The sequence below is a fragment of the Collinsella aerofaciens genome, assembly GCF_025289055.1.
Lineage (GTDB): Bacteria > Actinomycetota > Coriobacteriia > Coriobacteriales > Coriobacteriaceae > Collinsella.
Map to the genome: position 1 here is coordinate 1 of NZ_JAESIQ010000019.1, position 24304 is coordinate 24304.

The 24304-nt window shown below is 65.5% G+C and carries 24 protein-coding genes; 19 read left to right on the forward strand and 5 right to left on the reverse strand.

Features of this window, described 5'->3' with window-relative positions:
- Positions 1-205 precede the first annotated feature (205 nt).
- Both JMJ97_RS06735 and JMJ97_RS06740 read left to right on the forward strand, forming a co-directional pair.
- Positions 206-1513, forward strand: a complete 1308-nt coding sequence (locus tag JMJ97_RS06735; RefSeq protein ID WP_260699632.1) for a lysylphosphatidylglycerol synthase transmembrane domain-containing protein — start codon at positions 206-208, stop codon at positions 1511-1513.
- A gap of 116 nt (positions 1514-1629) precedes the next feature.
- A complete protein-coding gene (locus JMJ97_RS06740) occupies positions 1630-2241 on the forward strand; it encodes a TetR/AcrR family transcriptional regulator (protein WP_052044155.1) in 612 nt (203 codons plus the stop codon).
- 95 nt (positions 2242-2336) lie between these two features.
- On the opposite strand, the gene JMJ97_RS06745 is transcribed toward JMJ97_RS06740, so the two are convergent.
- From JMJ97_RS06745 to JMJ97_RS06765, 5 genes are all read right to left on the reverse strand, one after another.
- Complete coding sequence (locus JMJ97_RS06745; RefSeq protein WP_260699633.1) at positions 2337-3575, reverse strand: ABC transporter ATP-binding protein; 1239 nt, start codon at positions 3573-3575, stop codon at positions 2337-2339.
- Positions 3576-4598, reverse strand: coding sequence for a FecCD family ABC transporter permease (locus JMJ97_RS06750; RefSeq protein ID WP_035138214.1), 1023 nt, complete (start codon positions 4596-4598; stop codon positions 3576-3578).
- Positions 4599-4620: 22 nt separating this feature from the next.
- Entirely contained in the window at positions 4621-6192 is a 1572-nt protein-coding gene (locus tag JMJ97_RS06755) for an ABC transporter substrate-binding protein (RefSeq protein WP_260699634.1), read from the reverse strand.
- A 4-nt stretch (positions 6193-6196) separates the two neighbouring features.
- Positions 6197-6730 (reverse strand): hypothetical protein, encoded by a 534-nt coding sequence (locus JMJ97_RS06760; protein ID WP_260699635.1) that lies wholly within the window; start codon positions 6728-6730, stop codon positions 6197-6199.
- Between the two features lie 145 nt (positions 6731-6875).
- Positions 6876-7802 carry a sirohydrochlorin cobaltochelatase gene (locus JMJ97_RS06765; RefSeq protein ID WP_260699636.1) on the reverse strand — a complete coding sequence of 309 codons (927 nt, stop codon included), beginning with the start codon at positions 7800-7802 and terminating at the stop codon, positions 6876-6878.
- A 458-nt stretch (positions 7803-8260) separates the two neighbouring features.
- Between JMJ97_RS06765 and cobM the strand changes: the two genes are divergently transcribed.
- The 17 genes from cobM to cobK are packed head-to-tail and all read left to right on the forward strand — an operon-like array spanning position 8261 to position 24109.
- The gene (cobM, locus tag JMJ97_RS06770; RefSeq protein WP_260699637.1) at positions 8261-9052 is read left to right on the forward strand and encodes a precorrin-4 C(11)-methyltransferase; all 792 of its coding nucleotides are present in this window, start codon (positions 8261-8263) and stop codon (positions 9050-9052) included.
- Between the two features lies 1 nt (position 9053).
- A complete protein-coding gene (gene cbiD, locus JMJ97_RS06775) occupies positions 9054-10238 on the forward strand; it encodes a cobalt-precorrin-5B (C(1))-methyltransferase CbiD (protein WP_260699667.1) in 1185 nt (394 codons plus the stop codon).
- On the forward strand, positions 10231-10464 hold the full coding sequence (locus JMJ97_RS06780; protein WP_260699638.1) for an SAM-dependent methyltransferase: 234 nt from the start codon (positions 10231-10233) through the stop codon (positions 10462-10464). The genes cbiD and JMJ97_RS06780 overlap by 8 nt, the downstream gene beginning before the upstream one ends.
- The gene (locus tag JMJ97_RS06785; RefSeq protein ID WP_117769632.1) at positions 10465-11598 is read left to right on the forward strand and encodes a cobalt-precorrin 5A hydrolase; all 1134 of its coding nucleotides are present in this window, start codon (positions 10465-10467) and stop codon (positions 11596-11598) included. It begins immediately after the preceding gene.
- Positions 11598-12341 carry a precorrin-3B C(17)-methyltransferase gene (cobJ, locus tag JMJ97_RS06790; protein WP_117769633.1) on the forward strand — a complete coding sequence of 248 codons (744 nt, stop codon included), beginning with the start codon at positions 11598-11600 and terminating at the stop codon, positions 12339-12341. The genes JMJ97_RS06785 and cobJ overlap by 1 nt, the downstream gene beginning before the upstream one ends.
- A complete protein-coding gene (gene cbiE / locus JMJ97_RS06795) occupies positions 12329-13678 on the forward strand; it encodes a precorrin-6y C5,15-methyltransferase (decarboxylating) subunit CbiE (protein ID WP_260699639.1) in 1350 nt (449 codons plus the stop codon). The genes cobJ and cbiE overlap by 13 nt, the downstream gene beginning before the upstream one ends.
- The gene (locus JMJ97_RS06800; RefSeq protein ID WP_260699641.1) at positions 13675-15057 is read left to right on the forward strand and encodes a cobyrinic acid a,c-diamide synthase CobB; all 1383 of its coding nucleotides are present in this window, start codon (positions 13675-13677) and stop codon (positions 15055-15057) included. Before cbiE ends, JMJ97_RS06800 begins: the two co-directional genes overlap by 4 nt.
- Positions 15050-16192 (forward strand): nicotinate-nucleotide--dimethylbenzimidazole phosphoribosyltransferase, encoded by a 1143-nt coding sequence (locus tag JMJ97_RS06805; protein ID WP_260699642.1) that lies wholly within the window; start codon positions 15050-15052, stop codon positions 16190-16192. The genes JMJ97_RS06800 and JMJ97_RS06805 overlap by 8 nt, the downstream gene beginning before the upstream one ends.
- 2 nt (positions 16193-16194) lie before the next feature.
- A complete protein-coding gene (locus JMJ97_RS06810) occupies positions 16195-16737 on the forward strand; it encodes a bifunctional adenosylcobinamide kinase/adenosylcobinamide-phosphate guanylyltransferase (RefSeq protein WP_260699643.1) in 543 nt (180 codons plus the stop codon).
- Complete coding sequence (gene cobS / locus JMJ97_RS06815) at positions 16692-17501, forward strand: adenosylcobinamide-GDP ribazoletransferase (RefSeq protein ID WP_260699644.1); 810 nt, start codon at positions 16692-16694, stop codon at positions 17499-17501. The genes JMJ97_RS06810 and cobS overlap by 46 nt, the downstream gene beginning before the upstream one ends.
- Positions 17502-17542: 41 nt before the next feature.
- Positions 17543-18499: a histidine phosphatase family protein gene (locus tag JMJ97_RS06820; RefSeq protein WP_260699645.1), complete on the forward strand. Its 957-nt coding sequence runs from the start codon at positions 17543-17545 to the stop codon at positions 18497-18499.
- Positions 18499-19473: an adenosylcobinamide-phosphate synthase CbiB gene (cbiB, locus tag JMJ97_RS06825; protein WP_260699646.1), complete on the forward strand. Its 975-nt coding sequence runs from the start codon at positions 18499-18501 to the stop codon at positions 19471-19473. Before JMJ97_RS06820 ends, cbiB begins: the two co-directional genes overlap by 1 nt.
- Positions 19470-20693, forward strand: coding sequence for a pyridoxal phosphate-dependent aminotransferase (locus tag JMJ97_RS06830; RefSeq protein ID WP_260699647.1), 1224 nt, complete (start codon positions 19470-19472; stop codon positions 20691-20693). Before cbiB ends, JMJ97_RS06830 begins: the two co-directional genes overlap by 4 nt.
- Entirely contained in the window at positions 20686-22185 is a 1500-nt protein-coding gene (locus JMJ97_RS06835) for a cobyric acid synthase (RefSeq protein ID WP_260699648.1), read from the forward strand. The genes JMJ97_RS06830 and JMJ97_RS06835 overlap by 8 nt, the downstream gene beginning before the upstream one ends.
- Complete coding sequence (locus tag JMJ97_RS06840) at positions 22182-22697, forward strand: cob(I)yrinic acid a,c-diamide adenosyltransferase (RefSeq protein ID WP_117839768.1); 516 nt, start codon at positions 22182-22184, stop codon at positions 22695-22697. Before JMJ97_RS06835 ends, JMJ97_RS06840 begins: the two co-directional genes overlap by 4 nt.
- The gene (locus tag JMJ97_RS06845) at positions 22698-23339 is read left to right on the forward strand and encodes a precorrin-8X methylmutase (RefSeq protein ID WP_117839769.1); all 642 of its coding nucleotides are present in this window, start codon (positions 22698-22700) and stop codon (positions 23337-23339) included.
- A complete protein-coding gene (gene cobK / locus JMJ97_RS06850) occupies positions 23336-24109 on the forward strand; it encodes a precorrin-6A reductase (RefSeq protein WP_260699649.1) in 774 nt (257 codons plus the stop codon). Before JMJ97_RS06845 ends, cobK begins: the two co-directional genes overlap by 4 nt.
- The last annotated feature ends 195 nt before the right edge of the window (positions 24110-24304 follow it).

The following is a 24304-nucleotide window of genomic DNA, read 5'->3' on the forward strand; positions in this document are numbered from 1 at the left end:
GGACGCCGCCCTCTCAAGGCGGAGATCACCAGTTCGAATCTGGTACGGGCTACCACGCATCTGATACCCGGACTTCCTATGGAAGGCCGGGTTTTTTATTTTTAAACAACCGTCTGCAATTCCCGTTTGAACCAGAGCTTTGCGTTCTGCCTATGGCCCTTACGGGTACAATATCCAAGATATTTTGACTGTTAGAAGGAGTCTCATGACGGAGTCCTCTCAGCATACGTCTAAGCCCCAGGTCGAGGTTGAGGCCTCGGGCGGAGATGACAATAAGAGCGCACGCCGCGGCGCCATCTTTATCGGCGTCGTGCTGGTAGGTTATATCGTCTATCTGGTGGTAACCGGGCAGATGGGGCAGTTCTGGGCCGCTATGTCGAGCGTCCAGGCGTTATGGCTCGTTGTCGCGTGTCTTTGCATGTTCATGTACCTGTTCTTTGGCATTGTGGCCTATGCGATCGCCGTCTGGCTCGATCCCAATTCGCCCGTCGGCATCCGCGACCTGATCTCGGTCGAGGCGAGTGGCATCTTCTTTGGCAACCTGACGCCCATGATGATGGGCTCCACCCCGGCTCAGATCTATCGCCTGACCAAGGCCGGCCAAAACGTGGGCGAGGCCGGCGCCACGCAATTCACGCGTTTTATCGTGTACCAGTTTGGCCTGGTCGCCTGGGGCGCTATCCTGCTGCTCGCCCGTATGCCGTTTTTTGCCGAACGCTACGGCGACATGACGCTGCTGTGCGTCTTTAGCTTTGGTGGACACTGCTGCATCTTGCTGGGCATCTTCGCCGTCGCGCTCATGCCTAAGACCGTCACGCGCGTCGCCCATTGCATCATCAATTGGCTCGAGCGCATTGGTGTCTCGGCCACTAAGATCGAGGGTTGGCGCACGTTTGTCGATGGCGAGATCTACTCCTTCTCCGAGAAGTTCAAGCTTTCGGCCGGACATTTTTCTTCCATGCTGCTCACCGTGTTTATCACCATGCTGCAGCTCGCGTTTTTCTATCTGGTTCCGTATTTCCTGATGCTTGCCTTTGGCCACCACGAGGTCGACTTTTTCTCGGTCATGGCCGCGAGCGCCTTTGTCCAGCTGTTAAGCTCTGCGGTTCCCTTGCCCGGTGGAACTGGTGGCGCTGAGGGCGGCTTTGCATTGTTCTTGGGTCATTTCTTCGGTTCGGCTTCGACCGCCGGCTATCTGCTGTGGCGTCTCATTACGTTTATTGCGCCTACCATTTTGGCTGCGCCCCTGCTGGGACTTAAGAGCGCCCACAACGAGAGCATCCATGCGCGCTGGGATCGCGTGATGCGCAAGCTCGGCCGCACGCTTCAGACGCCCTCTGCGCCCACTAAGCCGCACCCCACGAATGCTGTTACCGTTGATCCCAAGAAGCACGCTCAGAAGGCTTCTGGGACCGCAAAGCCGGCTCATAAGGCCTATGTGCGTCAGACAGGAGACGGTATTCGCGTATCTCCGTCGGCACTCAATAAGAAGAAGCACCCTAAGTCGCAGTAGGGCAGTCGTGCGTTCTTCATGATGCGAGGCATATTTGTGCTGTATGGGGGATAATCCTCTTACGTAGATTATCTCTCATCTGTTGATGAATGCTCGCATATCGAAGGGACACGCCCATGGCAACCAGCAAACCGCGTCTTGATCGTCGCATCGTTCGCAGCCGTAATGCCATCCTTTCGGCTTTCGAGCGCCTGCTCATGGAAAAGCCGCTGGCAGACATTACGGTGAGTGCCATCGCGCGCGAGGCCAATGTCGACCGCAAGACCTTTTACGTTCACTTTGGTACGGTTGACGGCCTGCTCGATGCCATTGCCGTCGATGTGGTGGAGATGATTGTCGACTCGGTCGAGAAAACGCTTGCTTCCATGGACGGCGACACCAACGAGCGCGCCCTGAGCGCGGCGGCGACCTTCTTTAAAACCGTTAACGAGGCACTGTGCAACAACTTGGTGCTCAATCGTCAGCTGATCGAGAATATTCCGCTCGATGATTTCATGGCTCGTCTTCGTGCGCCGCTCGAGCACGAGATTGCCGAGCGAGATCTGCTGCCCCAAGGTCTCAAGGACGAAATGTTCGACTACTATCTGGCGTTTTTGCTGTCGGGTATTATCGGTATCTATCGCACGTGGGCGCTGTCTGACGGCTCGGTTCCTATCGAGCGCGTCTCTGAGGTCGCCAACGATCTGACTCTCAATGGTCTGTCGAGTCTGGAATCTCGCTTGGATTAGGCCTAGTTGGGCTCGTCGGCGTGGAAATTCCTGTTCCTGAGGTTCTCCGGCGCCTTGGAGACCTTGCCGGCGTAGGAGCTGTAGCCTGAGGATCCTTAAAAGAAAGTCCAGTTTATCCTTCCCACTCCAATTTTGGAATCCTCCGATGCGCCTTCGCACGCTCGCATGACCTCGATACCATGCGAGCGTGCGAACTCGACGAGCTCTGCGTTGCGGGCGTTTATGGTGCCGAAGGCGGCGGGGCACACGATAAGACGCGCGCAGTGGACGAGGAGCTCTTTGGCGCGGGCTATGGTTTTATCCCCGATCGGCTCGAAGGCGCGCTCGGCCACGCATTCCGTCGCCAGGTCGCGCGCAAGCTCGCAGTCGATGTCCCCTTCGTGCAGAACGCCCGCGTAGAACGCCTTGCCCTGCCGGATTAGCTGGCGAAACACAGCTGACCCCGTACCTGCGCCGGCGATGACGAACGTGTGCGCATCGCCGTGTGGGCGCCCAATTTCCACGCTGCCGAAGCGCTCGTTGAAGGTGCCATGTTGAAGGCCGTAGAGCTCGCCAATCGTCTCGCGCGTGAATATGTCCTCGGGTGCGCCGGCGCGGAAGACCCGGCCGTCCTTCACGCAAATCACCTTGTCGGCGCTTTTCTGCGCGAGCTCGAGTTCGTGGATGGACATGATGACAGCCGCATTCCGCGATTTCGCAAGGTGGCGAAGTATTCGCAGCAGGTCGATCTGGTAGCGGATATCGAGATATGACGTGGGCTCGTCGAGCACGAGCACACGCGGATCCTGTGCGATGGCGCGTGCGAGCATGACGCGCTGGCGTTGCCCGTCGCTTATCTGCATGAAGTCGCGCTCGGCGAACTCTTCCACATGTGCGGTTTTCATGGCCTCGTCGACCCGACTATGGTCGTCGGGCGAGAGTGTGCCCATTCGCCCGGTGTAGGGATGCCTTCCCGCCTCTATGATATCGCGGCAGGTGAGGAGCTCGGTCCGGGGTCGATCTGTCAGCATAACGGCAAGGTTCCTTGCGAACTCCGCCGTCTTCCATCGGGAAATCTCCCGCCCGTCGAGCTCGACCGCGCCGGCAAGCGGTGCCAGATGGCGTGTGATGGTTTTCAAGATGGTCGACTTGCCCGAGCCGTTCGGCCCGATGAGCGCCACGACGTCGCCCGCGCGAACCTCCAGCTCGACGCCTTCGACTACGACCTTCTTGTCGTAGCCCGCCGACAGGTCGCTTATGCGGAAAAGCGGCGCTCCGTCAGCCTTCGTTGCGACCGGGGTTTCGAGGTTCGACTCCCCTCTGAGCGTTTTGGGCCGCGGCATGAATTCCCCCATCTACCTCACTCGTTTCTTCAACATGAGTGCGATAACCACCGGCGCGCCGAAGATGGCGGTGACGGCGCTGATGGAAAGCTCGACGGGGGAGAACAGCGTGCGCGCGATCAAATCGCAGCCCGCGCAGAAGATGGCGCCTCCCAAGAAGCACGCAGGAATCACGCGGATGGGCTTCGACGACTTCAGCGCCGACTTAACGAGATGCGGAACCGCGATGCCTACGAACGACACCGGACCAGCGAACGCGGTCACGCAGGCGGAGAGCATGCTCGCTAGAAGGACGAGCACCACGCGGAAGCGTGCGACGTTCACGCCGACGCTTTTCGCGTAGGCTTCTCCCAGCTGGAAGGCGGAAAGGGGCTTCGATATCGCGAATACGCATGCGCTCACGGTGATCACCACGACCGCGATGACCGCGATGTCGTCCCAGCTCGAACCCGAGAAGCTACCCAAAGACCAGTTGTGCAGGTTCACGATGGACTGGTCGTCGGCGAAGGCGATGAGAAAGTTCGTCGCCGCCGAGCAGATGTATCCCACCATGACGCCCGCCACGATGAGCATGGCCATGGAACTTATGCGCCGTGCGATGAGGAGCACGAAGCCGATGGTGATAAGCGATCCCAGAAACGCTGCGGCCACCATGGCCGGCGAGGACATGGCCTGGTTCGCGCCCAGAAGTACGATCATCGTAAGCGCGACGACGAACTTTGCGCCCGAGGAGACGCCCAAGATGAACGGGTCGGCGATGGGGTTGTTGAAAAACGTCTGCAGCAGGAACCCGGAGAGCGAAAGTGCCCCGCCGAGAAGCACGGCTGAAAGCACGCGCGGCAGACGAATCTCCCAGATGATCTGGATTTCCATGGAATTGGCCGCGCCTCCCGAAAGGATGCCGGGGATGTGGTCTGCGGGCACGAGCACGCTCCCGATGCACAGGTTGGCCCCGACGAGCACGATGAGGGCAACAGCGAGCAGCGCCGTCACGACGCGACACCGCGCGGCGCGCCCCGATTCGTCGTATGTCATGGAAAGCCGGCTTCTCATGGCGCTAGCCGAGCTTCCTCAGATAATGGAAGTTGCTCGCGTCATCGCCGGTGAACGCCCCGTGCAGCTCGTCGATAATGTCGGCGGTGGAAGTCATCTGCTGGTACATGTCGGCGCTTGTGACCCAGACGTTGCCGTTCTTCACGGCTTTGAACTGCGACAATAGCGCGTTTTTGCCTACGAAGTCGTTCAAGGTGGCAACCGATTCGTCGATGGTGCCGTTGTAGACGATAATGTCGGCATCCTTCGCCGTCGCGTAGAAGCGCTCCATTTCGAGCGTTACTGACGAACCTGACGTCGACGCCGTCTGCGCGTCATCGAGCGCGTAGTTGCCGCCTGCAAGCTCGATCATCTGCGCCACGTAGTCGCCCGCCCGCCGCGTGACGGCGGCCCCGTTCGAGTTAATGTAGAAATACGCCACGGTTTTACCTGACGACGCGAGCCTCGACGTTTGCTCGACGCGGGCCTTCTGCTCGTTGAACAGGTGCGCGGCCTCGTCTTCCTTGTCGAACAGGACGCCGAAAAGCTTAATCCACTCGACGCGCCCGAGTGCTTCGGGCTCGCTCGACGACTGTTCGGTGAGCACGACGAGCCCGAGCTTCTGCAGCTTTTCCTTCACATCGGGCGTGTGGTTGATCATGGTGTTCTCGATGGCGAGCGTGCAGCCCGAGGCCGATATTCGCTCGTAGTCGGGCGCGCTGTACTTGCCGCCGTAGGCGATCGCCCCACTTTCGAGCGCGCTTTTGAAGCCCGCGACCGAGCAATCGTCGGCCTTCGTGCCCGACATGAGGATGTTGTCGTTCGCATCGAGTGCGTCGACCAGGCACATCGTCGCCGACGACACAAGGTACACCTTGTCGGCGGGGCGCCTTATGACCGCGATGTCGGAGCTCAACCCATCAGGTACCTTCGCATCCTGCGGCACCACGAGGAAGCGCTCCCCGTTCGAAACGCAGATAAGCCGCAAGCCGCCTTCGAACTCGTCGACAGTGAAGTGCTTGGCGTATTCTAGCTGAAGCGTCCCCGTCGGCTCCCAGCCGCAGCCCAAATCTGCGTTGTGGAAGTCGGCCGCGGCGCTTGAAGCCGTTCCCGCAGGGGAGTCGCCGCTTGCATCGTCGCCCGTTTTCTTCTTCATGGTGGATGAGTCGAAGTAGAGCGTGTAGTCGATGGTGTGCGGCGTCGACATGGCGACAGTCTCGGCCGACACGGCGATGTCCTCGTCGAGCGTGACGGGTATCTCGAACGTGGAGTTGCCGCCGTCGTTTACGGGCGCGTAGTCTACGCCGTCGACGGTCATCTTGTCGTAGTTTGAACTCGACCAGGTGATGGTCGCGGTGTAGGCGTCGCCATCCTTCACAATTGTGGTGGGTGAGGCGATGCTTGCGCGCCCTGACCCGCCGGCAAGCGAGACGCTCACAGTGTATTCCTGAGAGCCCGCCGTGCCACCGGTCGCGTTCGGGCTCGCACTGCACCCCGCGAAGGGAAGCGCGAGCAGGGCGACGAGAATGCAGGCGATCACGCGCACCGCGATGCTGCGGCGCTTTCTGCTTTCCCCCTTGGGAAGAATCGACCGCATGGTGTTACTTCAGTGCGTCGGCGCGCAGATCGACGCCGGCGGATTCGAACACGAGCGTGCGGTCGTACCACCGCTCTTTTCTAATACTCCACGCGGCACAGGCGGTGTCCTCGTCGAGCGCATCAACGGGCACGTCGTAGGTGTACTTGCCTTCCGCGTTTTCCACATAGGGGATGAAGTCGGCCTCGCTCGCGGCGGCAGCCTCGTCGCCCGTGCCCATGAAGAGCTTGCCGTAGCCCGTGCCGGAAAGCGTCATCACGCAGTGCATGGAGCCGTTTTCCACGATGAGCTGGGCGTCCACAATCCTGAACATGTTCGAGCTGGAATCTACGGTGATCGGATAGGTGCCGTCGGCCACCTTGTCGGCGGTGATGGGGGCAGCGCTTGCGCCCTCGGGCGCATCGGCCGCCTGTTCGGTCTTTTCCTGGGAATCGGCATCGCTTGCCTTTGCGCTGTCGATTGAATTTCCGCCGCAGCCGGCGAGCGAGAACGCGAAAAGCGCCGCTGACAGGGCGAAGGCGAGGGTTTTCTTCAACATGGAGGGGGTTCCTTTCAATCGCTTCGACCGCCCGCGCCGTGCGGTGGGCTGACGGGATGCGAATGCAACGGGCATGCGCCGTCAGTCGGGGAAGGCGCATGCCCGTTGCACGGGGACGCGACCGGCGCCCCCGTGCGCGGCGAGTTTACAGCTTGGCGATGGCGTCGTCCACGTGCGAGACGTAGATTTCGTCGACCGCGACGTTCTGTCCCAGACCCTGGAGCAGGCACGTCACTTCGAAGCCGGCGGCCACGAACTTCGCAGCCCAGCTGTCGGGGTCGGTCTCGTCTGCCATGTCGTTGTTCGCGTGGTCGCCCGCGACCACCATGAACGGCGCGAGCACGGCCTTCTTGTAGCCTGCGGCGCTCGCGGCGGCGATAACATCCTCGCAGGTCGGTTCAGCCTCGACGGTGCCGACGAAGAACTGCGTCAAGCCCTCGTTCTTAAACACTTCCTGCATCTTGGCATAGTCGGCGTTGGAATCGGCTTCGGTGCCGTGACCCATGAGGCACAGCGCCGTCTTGCCGTCGTCGAAGGACGCCATGTTCTCCTTAATGGCTGCGGCCACCTTCTTGTAGTCGTCGTCGGAGGTGAGCAGCGGGTCGCCGAGCGAGATTTTGTCGAACTTGTCGGCGTACTTGTCGAGCTCGTCTTTCACGTCGGTGTATTCCAGGCCACCCATGAGATGCGTCGGCTGCACGACGATTTCCTTCACGCCGTCTTTCACGCAGCGGTCGAGCGCTTCGGTCATGTTGTCGATCGTGATGCCGTCGCGCTTCTTCAGCTTGTCGATGATGATCTGCGCGGTGAAGGCGCGGCGGATGTCGTAGTCCTGCCAGTACTTCTCGCGGATAGCGTCTTCGATGGCGCCGATGGTGATGTGGCGCGAGTCGTTGTAGCTCGTGCCGAAGCTCGTGACGAGGATGACCGGCTTCACGGCCTTCTCCTTTTCACTCGATTTCTCGGAACTCGCGGAGGTGTTGGAGCAGCCCGCGAGCGCGACTCCGGCGAGCGCGAAGGCTCCGGTTGCTGCGGCGCCCATGAAGCCGCGGCGTGACATCTGGTCGGACATGGTTTTTCCTTTCCTCGGTTTGCCGGTCCCCCGGCGACAGTTGCTTGTCGGCACAAGCGAAAGAAAAGCGCACCCCTCGGGGTTCACAAGGAGCTAACGCCACGGCGATGCCGTGAGGAAAAGGCGAAGCAGTCTGGCTTGGGGCGCGAGGCGGTTCGCCCGCGCGTCCTATACAGTAATGTCCCTTGCCCAGGATTCCCACCTGGTTCCCTCCGCAAGCCAGCGCGGGCTGTGCGGGCGCCGCGCCGGTCATTTCCTTTTATCCGATTGTCATATGCTCGTTGCCGAAACTTTTACTATGATAGTGGGCGCTTGTGAACGTGTCAAAGCCAGGGCGGGCGGCATTGCGCCTCCTGCCTGCGTATTTGCGCCGATTGCCGCCACAGGCGCCGTTTTTTGCCCGCTGCGCGAATGGCGGCGTAAACGGTTGCGATGAGAAACGGGAAGGGAAGGCTCGGATGATTCATATCGTTGGAGCAGGTTCGGGCGCCGCCGACCTTATCACGCTGCGCGGGGCGCGTCTTCTGCGCGCGGCCGACGTGGTCGTTTGGGCGGGAAGCCTTGTGAACCCCGAGCTGCTCGCTGAGTGCAAGGAATCCTGCATCGTCTACGACAGCGCGCACATGACCTTGGAGGAAGTGCTCGACGTGATGTGCGCGGCGGATGCGCGGGGCGAGGAAGTGGTGCGCCTGCACACGGGCGACCCGTGCCTGTACGGCGCCATCCAGGAGCAGATGGACGCACTCGACGCGCGCGGCGTGGACTACGAGGTGGTGCCCGGCGTGTCGAGCTTTTGCGGTGCCGCGGCGGCGCTTCGCCAGGAATACACGCTGCCGGGAATCAGCCAGTCGGTCGTGATCACGCGGCTTTCCGGGCGCACCCCCATGCCCGCGGGCGAGAGCATGCGCACCATGGCGGAAAGCGGCTCGACTATGGTCATCTTCCTGAGCTCGGGTATGCTCGCCGAGCTTTCCGCTGAGCTTTTGGCCGCGGGCCGCAGCTCCGACGAGCCGGCGGCGCTCGTGTACAAGGCGACCTGGCCTGAGGAGCGTGTGGTGCGATGCACGGTGGGCACGCTCGCCGATGCGGGCGCGCGAGAGGGCATCGACCGCACGGCGCTCGTGGTGGTTGGCCGCGTGCTCGGAGCTCGCGGCGGACTTGCGCACGACGGCGCGCAAGCGGAGTCGTACGAGCGCAGCAAGCTTTACGACCCTTCGTTTGCCACGGGCTATCGGAAGGCGAGCAGCTAGCGTGGCCTTCGAGCACTACATATATACCGGGACGACCCGCCTGCGCTGCGGCTACACCACGGGGAGCTGCGCCGCGCTCGCGGCGAAGGCGGCCTGCGAGATGCTCTTGTCACGAAAGCCCGTCGGCCTCGTGTCGATCGTCACCCCCGGCGGGCTGCCCGTCGAAGCGAACGTGGTCGACGCATGCATCGGCGAGGGGTGTGCCCAGTGCGCCGTGCGAAAGGACGCAGGCGACGATGCCGATGTGACCGACGGCGTGCTCGTGTACGCGCGCGTGGAAAATGCGGGGTCGGGCACGGGCGCTGTGGGCAGCAAGGGCGTGCCCGCGCGCGAATCGGAAGTTTCCGTCGATGGCGGCGTGGGCGTGGGGCGCGTGACGTTGCCCGGGCTCGAGCAGCCGGTGGGGGCGGCCGCCATCAACGCGACGCCGCGCGCGATGATCACTTCGGCGGTGCGCGAAGTGTGCGCCGCGCACGGCTTTTCTGGAAATATTGCTGTGACGATTTCGGTACCCGAGGGCGTTTCCCTTGTCGAAAAGACCTTCAACCCGCACCTGGGGATAGAGGGCGGCATCTCCATCCTAGGCACGACGGGCATCGTCGAGCCGCGCAGCCTCGCTGCCTTGCGCGACAGCATCGAGCTCGAGATCCGGCAGCATGCGGCTATGGGGCGGCGCGGAGTCGTGCTCACGCCCGGCAACTACGGCGGGCAGTTCATCTCGGGGCATTTCCACCTAAACGGAGCGCCGGTGGTCTTCATCTCCAACTTTGTGGGCGATGCGATTGATTGCTGCGTTCGCGAGGGATTCACCAATGTCCTTCTTGTGGGACACATCGGCAAGCTGGTGAAGGTCGCTGGCGGCATCATGGACACCCATTCGCGTACCGCTGACTGCCGCGCGGAGATTCTGGCCGCCCACGCGGCCTTGGCCGGCGCGGGCGCGAAGACCGTGCGCGAGATCATGTCGTCGGTCACGACCACGGCGGCGCTCGAGGTAATCGAGGCCGCCGGCGTGGGGGACGCTGCGCGTGCCTCGCTCGCTGCGGCAATCGAGGACAGGTTGCGCCGCCGCGCGGCGGGCGCATGCGACATCGCCGCGGTCGTGTTCGACGCCGAGCGCCGCGAGCTTTTCCGCACGTCGGGCGCCGATGCAGTTATCGGGGAATTGGGGGCGACGTATGAGTAAAGGCGTGCTGTACGGGGTGCGCCGCGCAATCGGCTGGCCGGGGACGAAGGTGGTCATGAAGGCGCGCCGCTCGCTTGAGGACACGAAGCGCATCCTTCGCGAGGAGGGCGCCTTCGACGGTGCCGAGCTCGTAGAGGACTGTGGGCTTCCGGGCGAGCGCGTGTACCGCTCGCTCGACGATGTGCCCGATCGGGGCAGCTACTTCTCGACGATGGTGGTGCGCTAGATGAGGGTTTCCTGCATAGCGTTCACTGAGAGGGGGTATGCGTTGGCGGAGCGCACCGCACGCGCGCTTTCCGATTGCGCGCAGACAGGTGAAGATGACCCTGGCTGGGACGTTTCCGTTTCGCGCGGGTTCGGCGAGGGGAAGGCCGACCTGCGCGCATGGACGGCGCTCACGTGGGAAGCGTCGGACGCGCTTCTGTTCGTGGGCGCGGCGGGCATCGCCGTGCGGGCGATCGCGCCGCATGTCGCCTCGAAGGTAAACGATCCCGCGGTTGTGGCGATCGACGAGGCGGGGCGCTTTGCCGTCCCGCTTTTGTCGGGGCATTTGGGCGGTGCGAACGAGCTTGCGCAAACTGTGGCACGCGCGGCAGGGGCCATCCCCGTCATCACCACGGCGACCGACGTCCGCGGCGTGTGGGCGGTGGATACGTGGGCGCGCTGTGCGGGGCTCCCCGTTTCGAATCCCGAGGCCATCAAGCGAGTGTCGGCGCGGCTGCTTTCTGGCGGGCGCGTGGCGCTCTATTCCGACATGCCGATTTCGGGACAACCGCCTGAGGGAGTTGACATTGCGTCCGACCGCGCTCGGGCCGATATCGTCGTGTCGCCGTTTGCTGGCGCGAATGAAGGTGCGTCCGTTCGCGTGGCGGAGACAACGGGCAAGGTCGTGCCCGCCGGTGAGACGGGGAAGCCGGCGGGCGTGCGGGCGCAGGCGCCTGCGCCCGAGCCGCTTCGCCTTGTCGTGCCCTGCATCGTTGCGGGCATAGGGTGCCGTCGCGGTGCGTGCGCCGAAGCGATCGAGGAGGCGTTTCTTCTCGCGTGCGGGCAGGCGGGTATCTCGCCTTCGGCCGTGCGCAAGGCGGCGACGATTGACGTGAAGGCGCACGAGGAGGGTCTGCTCGCCTTCTGCCGCGCGCGCAATATTCCGCTTGCGACGTATTCCGCAGATGAGTTGTCGCAAGTCGAAGGCAGCGTTTCGCCATCTGATTTCGTGCGCGCGACGGTGGGGGTTGACAACGTGTGCGAGCGCGCGGCGCTCGCGGACGGGGGCAAACTTATCTTCCCGAAGCTCGCTCATGGCGGCGTGACCGTCGCGTTTTCCAAGGTAACTATCGAACTTTCGTTTAAGGAGCGGTGATGGGAAAGCTCTTCGTGGTGGGGATCGGCCCGGGCGGCCCCGACGGCATGACGATTGCGGCCCGGCGCGCGCTCGAGGCGGCCGACATCGTTGTGGGGTACACGAAATACGTGGAGCTCGCGCTCGCCGCCGTGCCCGACGCGGCGCATCTCGCGACGCCGATGATGCACGAGGTCGAACGATGCCGCCTGGCGCTTTCGCGCGCGCAGAGCGGAGAAGCCGTGGCGCTCGTGTGCAGCGGTGACGCGGGCGTGTACGGCATGGCGAGCCCCGTGCTGGAGCTTGCGGAGGACTACCCCGATGTAGACGTGGAAGTTATCGCCGGGGCCACCGCGGCTCAGAGCGGGTCGGCGGTGCTCGGCGCCCCGCTTGCCCACGACTTCGCGGTCGTGTCGCTCTCCGACCTGCTCACGCCGTGGGAGGTCATCGAGCGCAGGCTCGCCGCCGTGGCGAGCGCCGACTTCTGCATCTGTTTGTACAACCCGCGCAGCAGAAAGCGCGCCGACAGGCTCTCACGCGCGGCGAAGATTATGCTCGAATGGAAGGCCCCCGACACGCTCTGCGGCTGGGTACGCAACATCGGGCGCGAGGGGCAGCAGTCGGGCATGTGCAGGCTCTCCGAGCTGGGGGAGATCGACGCCGACATGTTCACCACCGTGTTCGTCGGCAACGCGGACACGAAGCTCGTAGGCGGCCGTATGGTCACGCCGCGCGGGTATCGGGAGATTCCATGCGAAAGGTAACGATCATCGGGGCGGGGCCCGGAAACCCCGACTTGCTCTCGCGCGCGGCGCTCGACGCGATCGACATCGCCGATGTGGTCATCGGCGCTCATCGCGCGCTTGCCGGCATCGACGTGCCGCCCGACGTGGTGAGATGCGAGCTCGTGAAGACGGCGGACATCGTCGCCGCGCTCACCGATGCGGCGTCGTGGCAGCGCGCCGTGGTCGTGATGACGGGCGATGTGGGGCTGTTCAGCGGCGCGCGCCGCCTGGTGGAGGCGCTCTCCGGCAACGCGCAGGTGGACGTGCGCGTCATTCCCGGCATAAGCTCAGCGTCGTATCTCGCCGCGCGCCTCGCGCGTCCATGGCAGGATTGGCGCTTTGCGAGCGCTCACGGCGTGGCGTGCGACATCGTGGCCGAGGCCGAGCGCGCAGGTGAGCTCTTCCTCGTCACGTCGGGCGGGGAAGACCCCTCGCGGCTTTCCGGCGAGCTTGTGCAGGCGGGCTTCGGGGACGCGCGCGTGACGGTGGCCGAGCGCCTGTCGTACCCCGACGAGCGCATCATCTGTGCGACCGCAAGTGAAATCGCAGGTCAGACGTTCGACGACTTGAACGTGATGCTTATCGATTTCGCAGGCGGCGCCGGGTCGCCTGCGGGCTCTAGCGCAGCCTCCGAGGCGCCGGCCGGCGCGTCTGCGCCCGCGGCGACTTCTTCCGTGGTGGACTCTGCGGGCGCATCCCGCGCCGCGAGCTCCCGCTGGCCGTACGCTTCCTCGGGCATTCCCGACGAGCTCTTCATCCGCGGTGACGTTCCCATGACCAAGCAGGAGGTGCGAGCCGTCGCGCTCGCGAAGCTGCGCCTTACCGCGACCGACACCGTGTGGGACGTCGGCGCCGGCACGGGGAGCGTGTCGATCGAGGCGGCGCTCGTCGCGCGAGCGGGGTCGGTATGGGCGGTCGAGTGCAACGCGACCGGCGTGCGGCTCATCCGAGAGAACGCGGATGCATTCGGGTGCGGCAACGTGTATGCGGTCCCCGGCGTCGCTCCCGAAGCGCTCGCGAAACTGCCCGTCCCCGACGCCGTGTTCGTCGGCGGGAGCGCGGGCGAGCTTCCCTCCATCGTGGAGGCGGCGCTCGAGAAGAATTCGCAGGTTCGCCTGTGTGTGCCATGCGTCACCATTGAGACACTCACTGAGGCGTGCGCGCTCCTCTCGGGTTCGCGCTTTAAGGGGTTCGAGGCGTGCCAGTTGTCGGCCGCCCGCGCCGAGGCTGTAGGCTCGCATCATCTTATGAAGGCGCAAAACCCCGTGTTCCTCGTCAGCGCGCGTGGTGCAGGTGGGGAAGGCGGTGCCCGGTGAGCACGTCCATCCCGCGCTTCATGGTCGCTGCGCCCTCGAGCGGGAGCGGCAAGACGGTCGTAACGTGTGCGCTCCTGCGCGCGCTCGCGCGCCGCGGCCTTGCATGCGCGGCCTTCAAATGCGGCCCCGACTACATTGACCCGCTCTTTCATCGCCGCGTCGTGGGTGCGCGCTCGGGCAACTTAGACGGTTTCTTCACCGACTCCCCGACGCTGCGCGCCCTACTCGCACGCGGCGCCGCGGGCGCGGATGTCGCGGTGCTCGAGGGGGTCATGGGCTTCTACGACGGCATGGCGCCCGGCGTGGCCGACGCGAGCAGCTACCAGGTTGCGCGCGACACGGAAACGCCGGTCGTTTTAGTGGTGAACGGGCGCGGGGCGTCTTTATCGCTCGCCGCCGTAATCCGCGGCATCGCCGAGTTCCTGCCTTGTGCGAACGTGCGCGGCGTCGTGCTGAACAAGACGAGCGCCGCTGCCTGCGCCTACGCGAAGCCTGCGATCGAGAAGCACACGGGCGTCGCGGTTTTGGGTAATATCCCCGCCGACGAGGCGTTCTCGCTCGAAAGCCGGCATCTGGGGCTTGTGACCGCCGACGAAGTCAAGCAGCTCTCCGCGCGCATCGACAAGATGGCCGAGCTGGTGGAAAAGAGCGTCGACGTCGACCGCTTGCTCGAAATAGCGGCGACGGCACCCGATATCCGCGAGGAACCATACCGGTTGGAGCCGATCGCGGGAGCGCGGCCCATCGTCGCCGTCGCGCGTGACGAGGCGTTCTCGTTCTACTACGAGGAGAACCTGCGCGCGCTCGAGGACCTGGGTTGCGAGCTGGCCTTTTTCAGCCCTCTGTGTGATAGCGAGTTGCCCCGGGGGACAAGCGCCCTCTATCTGGGGGGCGGCTACCCGGAGCTCCATGCGCGGCAGCTCTCCGAGAACGCGCCGATGCGCGAGGCGGTGCGGCGCGCGGTGGAATCCGGCATGCCGACGGTCGCCGAATGCGGTGGGTTTCTGTATCTGCAGCGCGAAATCGCCGATAGCGAGGGGCGGCGCTGGCCTGTTGCGGGCGCCCTTGAGGGCGCAAGCGAGAACGGGGGAAGGCTGTCCCATTTCGGGTACGTGGAGCTCACTTCTCAACGCGACGGGCTCTACGGGCCGCGCGGCACACGCATCCGCGCGCACGAGTTCCACTACTGGCAGTCCACCTGCCCGGGCGGCGACTTTTGGGCGCAGAAGCCCCGGCGCGACAAGGGCTGGCCGTGCATGACGACCACCCCGTCCCTGGTTGCGGGCTTCCCGCATGTGTACTATCCTGCGAACCCCGACGTTGCGCGCGCGTTTGCATCTGCCGCAGCGTCGTTCGCAGAGAGGAGACGGCATGGCTGAAGCAACCGAAACCGCGCTTGCCTGCATCCGCGAGGAAGTCGAGCGCGCGTTCTCGTCGGCGCCGGGCGCCGTGCTCGAAGCCGCGCTCTCCCGGATCGCGCCCGCAGACGAGTGCGCCCGCGCCGCCGCGTACGCCGCGTGGGACTCCATCGCGCACCCCTTGGGGGGATTGGGCGACTTTGAAGACGCCGTCGCGTGTATCGCCGCAGCTCAGGGGAGCGCCGAGGTGGCCGAGTTTCCCCGTGCGCTCGCGGTATTCTTCTCCGACAATGGGGTCGTTGCCGAAGGCGTGTCGCAAAGCGGACAAGACGTGACGCGAGCCGTCGCGCGCAACATGTGCGAGGGGGCCACGAGTGCCTGCCGCATGGCGGCGTTCGCGGGTGCCGAGGTCGTGCCCGTCGACGTGGGTATGGCCCGGGGCATAGAAGACGCGCGCATGGTGCTCGCGAACGTGCGGCGGGGGAGCGGTAATATCGCGCACGGTTCCGCTATGTCTCGCGATGGGGCCGTGCGCGCGATCGAAGTCGGAATCGCCGTCGCGTGCGGGCTTGCCCGCGCCGGCGTGCGCCTTCTCGCCGCGGGCGAGATGGGCATCGGCAACACGACCACCTCGGCGGCGGTGGCCGCAGTGCTCCTCCGGGCGGACGCACGGAGCCTCGTCGGGCGCGGCGCGGGGCTCTCGGACGCCTCGTTCGCGCGCAAGCGCGACGTGGTCGAGCGCGCTATCGATGCGAACTCGCCCGATCCCGCCGACCCGATCGACGTGCTCTCGAAGGTGGGCGGCTTCGACATCGCGGCGATGTGCGGTTTCTACCTGGGGGCCGCTGTCTCGAAGGCGCCGGCGCTCCTCGACGGGGTCATATCCTGCACGGCGGCCCTGTGCGCAGCGCGCCTTTGCCCCAACGCCTTGGGCTACCTCGTGGGCACCCACGCATCAAGTGAACCCGCAAGCCAGGAGCTCCTTCGCGAGCTCGGCATAAAGGCACCCCTCGACGCAGGCATGCACTTGGGCGAGGGCGCGGGCGCCATGGCGTATCTGCCCCTTCTGGATTCTGCGCTGCGCGTGTACCGGGATGGGAAGACGTTCACGGCGACTGGCATGGCTGCTTACGAGCATTTCGAGGCTGGGAAATGACGGTGACGTTCGTTATCGGCGCCGCCGCGAGCGGCAAGAGCGCCTATGCCGAGTCCCTGTGCCTTGGGCACGACGGCCCCCGCGTGTACCTGGCAACGATGGAGCCCTTCGGGGAAGAGGGCGCCCTCCGCATCGCGCGCCATCGGGCGCTGCGCGAGGGCAAGGGGTTTTCCACCCTCGAGCGCACGCGTGACGTGGGTGCCGCAGTGTCCGGGCTTCCGCGCGGCTGCACGCTTCTTTTGGAGGACGTGGGCAACCTGGTTGCGAACGAGCTCTTCGCGGAAGGCGGCTTGTCCCCACGTGACCCCGACGCTACGGCGCGCGAGGTGCTCGGAGACATCGAACGGCTCGTTCAGGCGGCTGCGTATACGGTGGTGGTCTCCGTCGACGTGTTCGGCGATGGGATGCGCTACGATGAGGGGACCGAGGCATGGAGGCGCGCGCTCGCGCGCGTGAACGCGGGCGTGGCGGCGCTGGCCGACCGCGCAGTCGAAGTGGTATGCGGGATTCCCGTGTGGTTGAAAGGCGAAGGACCTACAAGGTGAAGATAGCAGAGGCAATTGGCGCGGCGTTCGGAACGTTCTCGCGCATCCCCGTCCCGAAATCGGCCTGGACCGATTTCGGGTCAACCCATGCGCTTGCCGCGTTTCCCCTGGTGGGCCTCGCGGAAGGCTTCCTCATGACGGCGTGGGGGCACGTGGCGAACCTGCTCGGCGTGCCCGCGACCATCGTCGCGGCCGTGCTCGTGGCGTTGCCTGTGGCGGTGACGGGAGGCATCCACCTAGACGGGCTCTGCGACACCTCCGATGCGCTTGCAAGTTGGGCCCCGCGCGAGCGAAAGCTCGAGATCATGCACGACCCGCGGGCGGGCGCCTTCGGGGTCATCGGTGTTGTTGTGTACCTTATTCTGCAGTTTTCCCTGTTCACCGCGCTGCCGCTTACGGCGGGGGCGTTCCTCGCGCTTCTGTGCTCGCTCGTGTTCTCCCGCGCGCTTTCGGGGCTCGCCGTAGAATGCTGGCCTGCCGCGCGGGCGGACGGCATGGCCGCAGGACTCTCGCCTGCTAAGAAGCGCGCGGCGATCGTCGTGCCGCTTTGCGCTTTCGCTGCGGCTTCGGCTGCAGGGATGGTCGCGTGCGCTCAGGCCGTCGGCGCCCTTATGGCGGTGGCGGGGCTTTTGGCGCTCGCATGGTACCGTCATGTTGCCCTGTCCCGCTTCGGCGGGGTGACGGGGGATTTGGCCGGATGGTTTCTGCAATGGGCCGAGCTCGCGATGCTTGCCATGCTGGTGGCGGGGGGTATGCTCCTATGATTCTCGTGGTAGGTGGCGCGCATTCGGGGAAGAGGACCTTCGTGCGCGAAAAGCTCGGGTTCGCGGCGGACAATTTCGTCGACGCGGCGCAGCTTGCGGAGGGCGGCGTGCCCGCGGCTTTTGCCGGCCGTGTCGCGTACCGTGCTGAGGAACTCGTACGCGCGCTCGACGCTGACCGGGCGCTCGAGCGGCTGATCGGCTTCGACGCAGTGATTCTGCCCTTGGTCGGCTCGGGGGTCGTCCCTATGCGTGCGGAAGACGCCCAATGGCGCGAGCGCGCGGGGCGCCTGGGATGCGCGCTTGCTGCGCGCGCCGACGTCGTCGTGCGCATGACGTGCGGGATTTCCCAGGTCATCAAAGGAAACCTTGCCGATGCGCCTCGAGGGACGCAGGGCGCGGGCGCGCCTTTGGAAGTCGTCTTCGTGCGCCATGGTGCCACGGCGGGCACGGAAGACCATCGCTACAGCGGGGCGGGCACCGACGAGCCCCTGTCGAGCGCGGGCGAGCGCGCTTTGCGCGAGCTCGCGTGCGATCGTGACGTGTTCCGTGTTATCACGAGTGGCATGGCCCGCACCGACCAGACGGCACGCATCCTCTTCCCGAATGCGGAGCTTATGGCATGCCCCGGTCTGCGCGAGATGGATTTCGGTGACTTCGAGGGGCGAAGCGCCGCCGAGCTTAAAGAGGATGCGCGCTACCGCGCCTGGGTAGACTCCTGGTGCGAGACGCGCTGCCCGCATGGCGAGGGCAAGAGCGATTTCACCCGCCGCGTCGTCGCGGCGTTTCGGGAGGCGTGCGAATCGGAGCGCGCCCAGGGGAGTGGGCGCGCCGTCTTCGTCGTTCACGCGGGTACCGTGAAAGCGCTGCTTTCCGAGCTTGCTGTCCCGAAAATGGAATACTTCGACGTGTATACCGAGCCGGGCGGCGCATGGGCCGCCACCTGGGATGGGCGCTGCCTTCGCGACGTTCGCCCCGCTTCGGGGGGCGATGCCCGGTGATGACGATTCTTGCCGTCGCCGCCGGGTTCGCGGCCGACCTTGCCTTCGGCGACCCGCGCTGGCTTCCCCATCCCGTCGTCGCCATGGGGCGCGCGATCACGTGGGCCGAAGGCCGCCTGCGGGGCGCATTCCCGCAAACGTCCGCGGGCACGCGCGCCGCAGGGCTTGTGCTCGCCGTGGCGCTTCCGCTTGCGTGTGGGCTTTTGACCTGGGGAATCCTGCATCTTTGCGGCATGGTTCACCCCGGCTTGCGCTTCGTGGCCGAGGCATGGGCGAGCTATCAGATTCTTGCGGCATGCGAGCTGCGCCGCCAGAGCCTGGCCGTGGCCCGCGCGTTCTCGAAGGGCGGCCTTGTCGCGGCGCGCGAAACCGTCGGGCTCATCGTGGGACGCGACACGTCTGTTCTCGACGAGCAGGGCGTTGCGCGCGCCGCCGTGGAAACGGTGGCGGAGAACGCGAGCGACGGCGTCATCGCGCCGCTTTTCTACCTTATGATCGGGGGTGCGCCCTTGGGCATGGCGTACAAGGCTGTGAACACGCTCGACAGCATGGTGGGCTACAAAAACGCGCGCTACATCGACTTCGGCTGCGCCTCGGCGCGCCTCGACGATGCGGTGAACTGGATTCCCTCGCGCTTATCGGCCCTGCTCATGATCGCCGTGTGCCCGATCGTCGGGCTCGACGCGTGCGGGGCGGCGCGCATCTGGCGCCGCGACAGGCGTCGCCATGCGAGCCCGAACGCGGCGCAGACCGAGTCAGCGTGCGCGGGCGCGCTCGGGCTGCGCCTGGCAGGACCCGCGGTGTATTTCGGCAAGCTCGTTGAGAAACCGACGATAGGCGACGCGTCCCGCGAAATCGAGTGGGGCGACATCGCCCGGGCGACAAGGCTCATGCTCGCCGCGTCCGTATGCGCGCTCGTCGTCTTCGGCGCCGCGCGCGCGGCGGTCGTGCTCGCCGTGGGGGCGATGGTATGAGGGAAGACCACGCCGCGCCCCGGGCTGCCGGGGGAATCCTCCGCGCCCGTACGCATGGGGGCAGCTCGCAATCGCTCGGCATCGCTTGCGAAGGGGGCGCATCCGACCTCATTGACTTCTCGGTGAACGTGAATCCGGCAGGCCCATCGCCGCGCGCCGTCGCCGCAGCTTGCAAGGCGCTTTCTCGAATCGACGCCTACCCCGATAGGGAAAGCCTCGCCCTCGTTCGTGCCCTAGCGCGCACCCAGGGCATTCCCGAAGATACTATCGTTTGCGGCGCGGGCGCGTCCGACATCATCTGGCGGCTCGCCGCGGCGGTGCACCCGAAACGCATCGTCGTGTGCGCGCCGACGTTCTCTGAATATGCGGAGGCGGCATCGTACTACGGCGCATGCGTGCAGGAGTTCCCGCTCTCCGAAGCGGATGACTTCGACGTGCCCGCCTCCTTCGCCCGCGCGATCGAGGGGCCGGGAGACGTGGCGTACCTCTGCAATCCGAACAACCCGACGGGGCGCCTCGTCGACCCCCGCGTGATCGATGCCGCGGCTTGCCGCTGCGAGCAGGTGGGCGCGCTGCTCGTCGTGGACGAGTGCTTCCTCGGATTTGCGCCCGACGCCCGCGAAAGGAGCGTGGCCGCACGCGCCGCGTGTTCGCACCATGTGGCCGTGCTCTCCGCGTTCACCAAGCTCTACGGAATGGCAGGGTTGCGGTTGGGGTATCTGATCAGCGGAAACGCCCAACTCATCGAGGGGATTCGTCGGGCGGGGCAGGCGTGGCCCGTCTCCTCGGTCGCCGAGGCCGCGGGCATCGCCGCCCTGGAAGACGTCGAATACGTCTCGCGCACGCGCGATGTATTGGCGGGCGAGCGAGCGTGGCTTTCCCACGAGCTCTCCTCGCTCGGGCTTTCCGTCGTGCCGTCGGATGCGAACTTCCTTTTAGTCCGCACGCCGGCGAAAGACATCCCCGAGCGCCTGTATAAACAGGGGGTTTTGGTCCGCACATGCGACTCGTTTTCGATACTGTCCCGTTTCTGGTGCCGCGTCGCCGTGCGCACGCACAAGGAGAATGCCCGGCTTGCGATGGCGTTCAGCCGCGCGCTTCGGGCGGAAGGTGCATCGGGCGAAGGCGAACCCGACGAACGGGGCGGCGCTTCTTGCAGCGGCGCTATGGCGGGCGCGGATGGCCGAGGCTCGGCGAAGGAGGTCGATACCCGTGGGTAGGGCGAAGCCCATCATGATCCAGGGTACCATGTCGAACGCGGGGAAGAGCCTGCTTGCGGCGGGGCTGTGCCGTGTGCTTTCGCAGGACGGCCTGCGCGTGGCTCCCTTCAAGAGCCAGAACATGGCGCTTAACAGCGGTGTCACGGCCGACGGGCTCGAGATGGGGCGCGCTCAGATCATGCAGGCCGAGGCGTGCGGCATCGCGCCCGACGTGCGCATGAACCCCATCCTGCTCAAGCCCGAAAGCGATCACCGAAGCCAGCTCATCGTGGCCGGCAAGGCGCAGGGAGCCTTCGCCGCGAGGGACTACTTCGCGCGAAAGAAGGCGCTCATGCCGCAGATTTTGGAGGCGTTCGATTCGCTCGCGGAGGAAAACGACGTCATCGTCATCGAGGGCGCCGGCAGCCCCGTCGAAATCAACCTTGCCGAAAACGACATCGTCAACATGGGGCTCGCGCGCGCCGTGTCCTCCCCCGTGCTGCTCGCGGGCGACATCGACCCAGGCGGGGTGTTTGCCCAGCTCTACGGCACGGTCGCGCTCCTTGCGCCCGAGGATCGCGCGCTTTTGCGGGGGCTTGTGGTGAACAAGTTCCGCGGCGATGTGGAAATCCTGCGCCCGGGTTTGGCCCCGCTCGAGAAGATGTGCGGGGTCCCCGTCGTGGGGGTCGTGCCGTATCTTACGCTCGACCTGGACGATGAGGACTCGCTCGCGCCGCGCCTATCTGCCCGCGAGGCGCGCGGCGTCATCGACGTCGTCGTCGTGCGCCTTCCGCATCTGTCGAACTTCACCGACTTCGACCCGCTTTCGCGCGTGCCCGGCGTGGGCGTGCGCTACGTTTCCTCGACGACTGATCTGGGCCGACCCGACCTGGTGGTGCTCCCCGGCTCGAAGACCACGCTCGACGACGCGCGCTGGCTTGCGGCTAGCGGCATCGGAGCCTGTGTACGCGCGCTTTCGGGCGCGGGCACGCCGGTGCTCGGCATATGCGGAGGCTACCAGCTTTTGGGAGACGAGCTTTCCGACCCGCACGGCAGGGAAGGCGCTGGCACCGCGCGCGGGCTTGGGCTCATTCCTGCAAGTACGGTGTTCAAGGAGGAAAAGCGCCTCGCCCAGTCGGAACTGCGCATCACGGGCGCCCAAGGCGCGTTCTCGGTGTGGAACGGCATGACGGCTCGCGGGTACGAGATTCACGACGGCGAAACGACCGTCTCCTGCGCCCATGCGGGCACGATTGGCGGCAAACCAGAAGGCGCGGCCTGCGGAAACGTGTTCGGAACCTATCTCCACGGCCTGTTCGACGAACCGGGGGTGGCGCTCGCCCTCGCGCGCTCGCTCGCGCGCATGCGCGGCCTGCCCGAGAGCGTCGTGGGTGCCGCGGGCGCGGCGTCCGCGGCCGATCATCGTGCGCGCGAGTTCGACCGCCTGGCCGACGTCGTGCGCGGGGCGCTCGACATGGAGTATGTCTACCGCATCATTGAGGAGGGCGTATGATCCACGTGTATCATGGCGACGGCAAAGGCAAGACCACGGCGGCGATGGGCCTCGCCCTTCGCATGCTCGCCGCAGGCCGCCGCGTCGTCGTCGTGCAGTTCCTGAAAGACGGCGAAAGCGGGGAGGTGCGCCTGCTCGCCGAGCATTTCGGCGTGCCCGTGTTCGCGGGGAAGGCGTCGGACAAGTTTACCTGGTCCATGACGTCGGAAGAACTTGCCGCGACGCGCGAGCTGCACGATGGGAACCTCGCTTCCGCGCTCGCCGAGCTCGAGGGCGCGCAGGAGGGGCTGCTCGTGCTCGACGAGGCGCTCGACGCGCTTTCGAAGGGGCTTGTCGACGAGGCGCTCGTGGACCGCGCGCTCGATATGTCCGCGCGCGGCGTCGAAGTAGCGCTCACCGGGCGCGCGCCTTCCCGCAAGATCGTGGAGAAGGCCGACTACATAACCGAGATGCGGTGCGAGAAACACCCCTACGAGCAGGGGATATGTGCAAGGGAAGGAGTGGAGTACTAGATGGATTCCAAGGAGATGGCGCCCGGCGACATCGAGCGGCGCAGCTTTGAGATCATCACCGAAGAGCTCGGCGGCCGCACGTTCCCGCCGCTCGAAGAGCCCGTCGTGAAGCGCGTCATCCACACCACTGCTGACTTCTCGTACGCCGATTCCCTCGTGTTCACCCATGACGCCGCGCACTGTGCGCTCGACGCGCTGCGCGCAGGGGCCACGGTGCTCACCGACACGAACATGGCGCTCGCAGGCATAAGCAAGCCCGCGCTCGCGAAGATCGGCTGCCAGGCCGTGTGCTACATGGCCGACCCGGATGTCGCCGCAACGGCGCGCGCCGCGGGCACGACTCGCGCCGTTGCGAGCATGGACAAAGCTTGCGGCATCGAGGGTCCGCTCATCGTGGCCGTCGGTAACGCTCCCACAGCACTTCTGCGCCTCGCCGAGCTCATGGACGCGGGGAAGATCGCGCCCGCGCTCGTCGTTGGGGTGCCGGTCGGGTTTGTGAATGTGGTCGAGGCGAAAGAGGAGCTACTCGCGCGACGCGTGCCGGCCATCGTCGCGAGGGGTCGCAAGGGCGGCTCGACCGTGGCGGCCGCCATTATGAACGCGCTGCTCTACGAGATCACGCGCCCAGGCGGCCTGAAGTGACGGCGCCCGCATCCGCGCCGGCGCTGCGTATCTTCGCCGGCACCACCGAGGGCCGCCTTCTGTGCGAATGGGCGAGCGGGGTGGGCATCCCCGCCCGTGCCTACGCGGCAACCGAGTACGGAGGCGAGCTTTTGCGCGAGCTCCCGGGCATCGAGGTGCATGCGGGCAGGCTCGAAGAGGCCGACATGGAGCGCGAACTTTCCGGCGCGCGCATCGTCGTCGACGCCACGCATCCCTTCTCTACGCTCGCAAGCGGCAACATCCGGGCCGCTTCGCTCGCCGTGGGTGCACGATGCTTGCGCCTTGCGCGCCCGGTCGAGGCGCTGCCCAAAGGCGTCGTCTCGGTCACGTCGATCGCCTGCGCGGCGCGCTTTCTCTCCGAGAACCCGGGTCGCGCGCTTCTCACGACGGGGAGCAAGGAGCTTGCTCCCTACACGAGCGTCGTCGATTACGCGGAGCGCTTCTTCGTGCGTGTGCTCCCGCTGCCCGGTGCTATAACGAAGTGCATCGACGCGGGGTTTTCGCCATCGCACATCATCGGCATGCAGGGGCCCTTCACCCGCGAGCTCAACGAGGCGATGCTTCGGCAGGTGGGCGCCCAGTGGCTTGTGACCAAGGACTCGGGAACCGTAGGCGGCACGGCCGAGAAGATCGCCTCTGCGCGCGACGTGGGAGCGCGCTGTATCGTGGTCGCCCGTCCCGCCGAGGGAGGCGGGGCCCTTTCGCTTAGGGAAGTGGAGGACGCGCTCTTACGGGAGTTCGCGCGCTAGGCGCTCGCCGCGCCTGTGCGCCCTCCCGCCAGCGAGGAGAAGCGCCTCGAGCAAGCTCGAACCGTACAAGACCGTCATCCGCCAATAGCTCGAGGACGAAGCCCGGAACTGGCGCAAGCAGCCCTTCAATAAGTTGCGGTGAAATAGTGTCTGTTTTTGCTGCTAGATAGCATATTCAGTCCCTAATTCACCGCA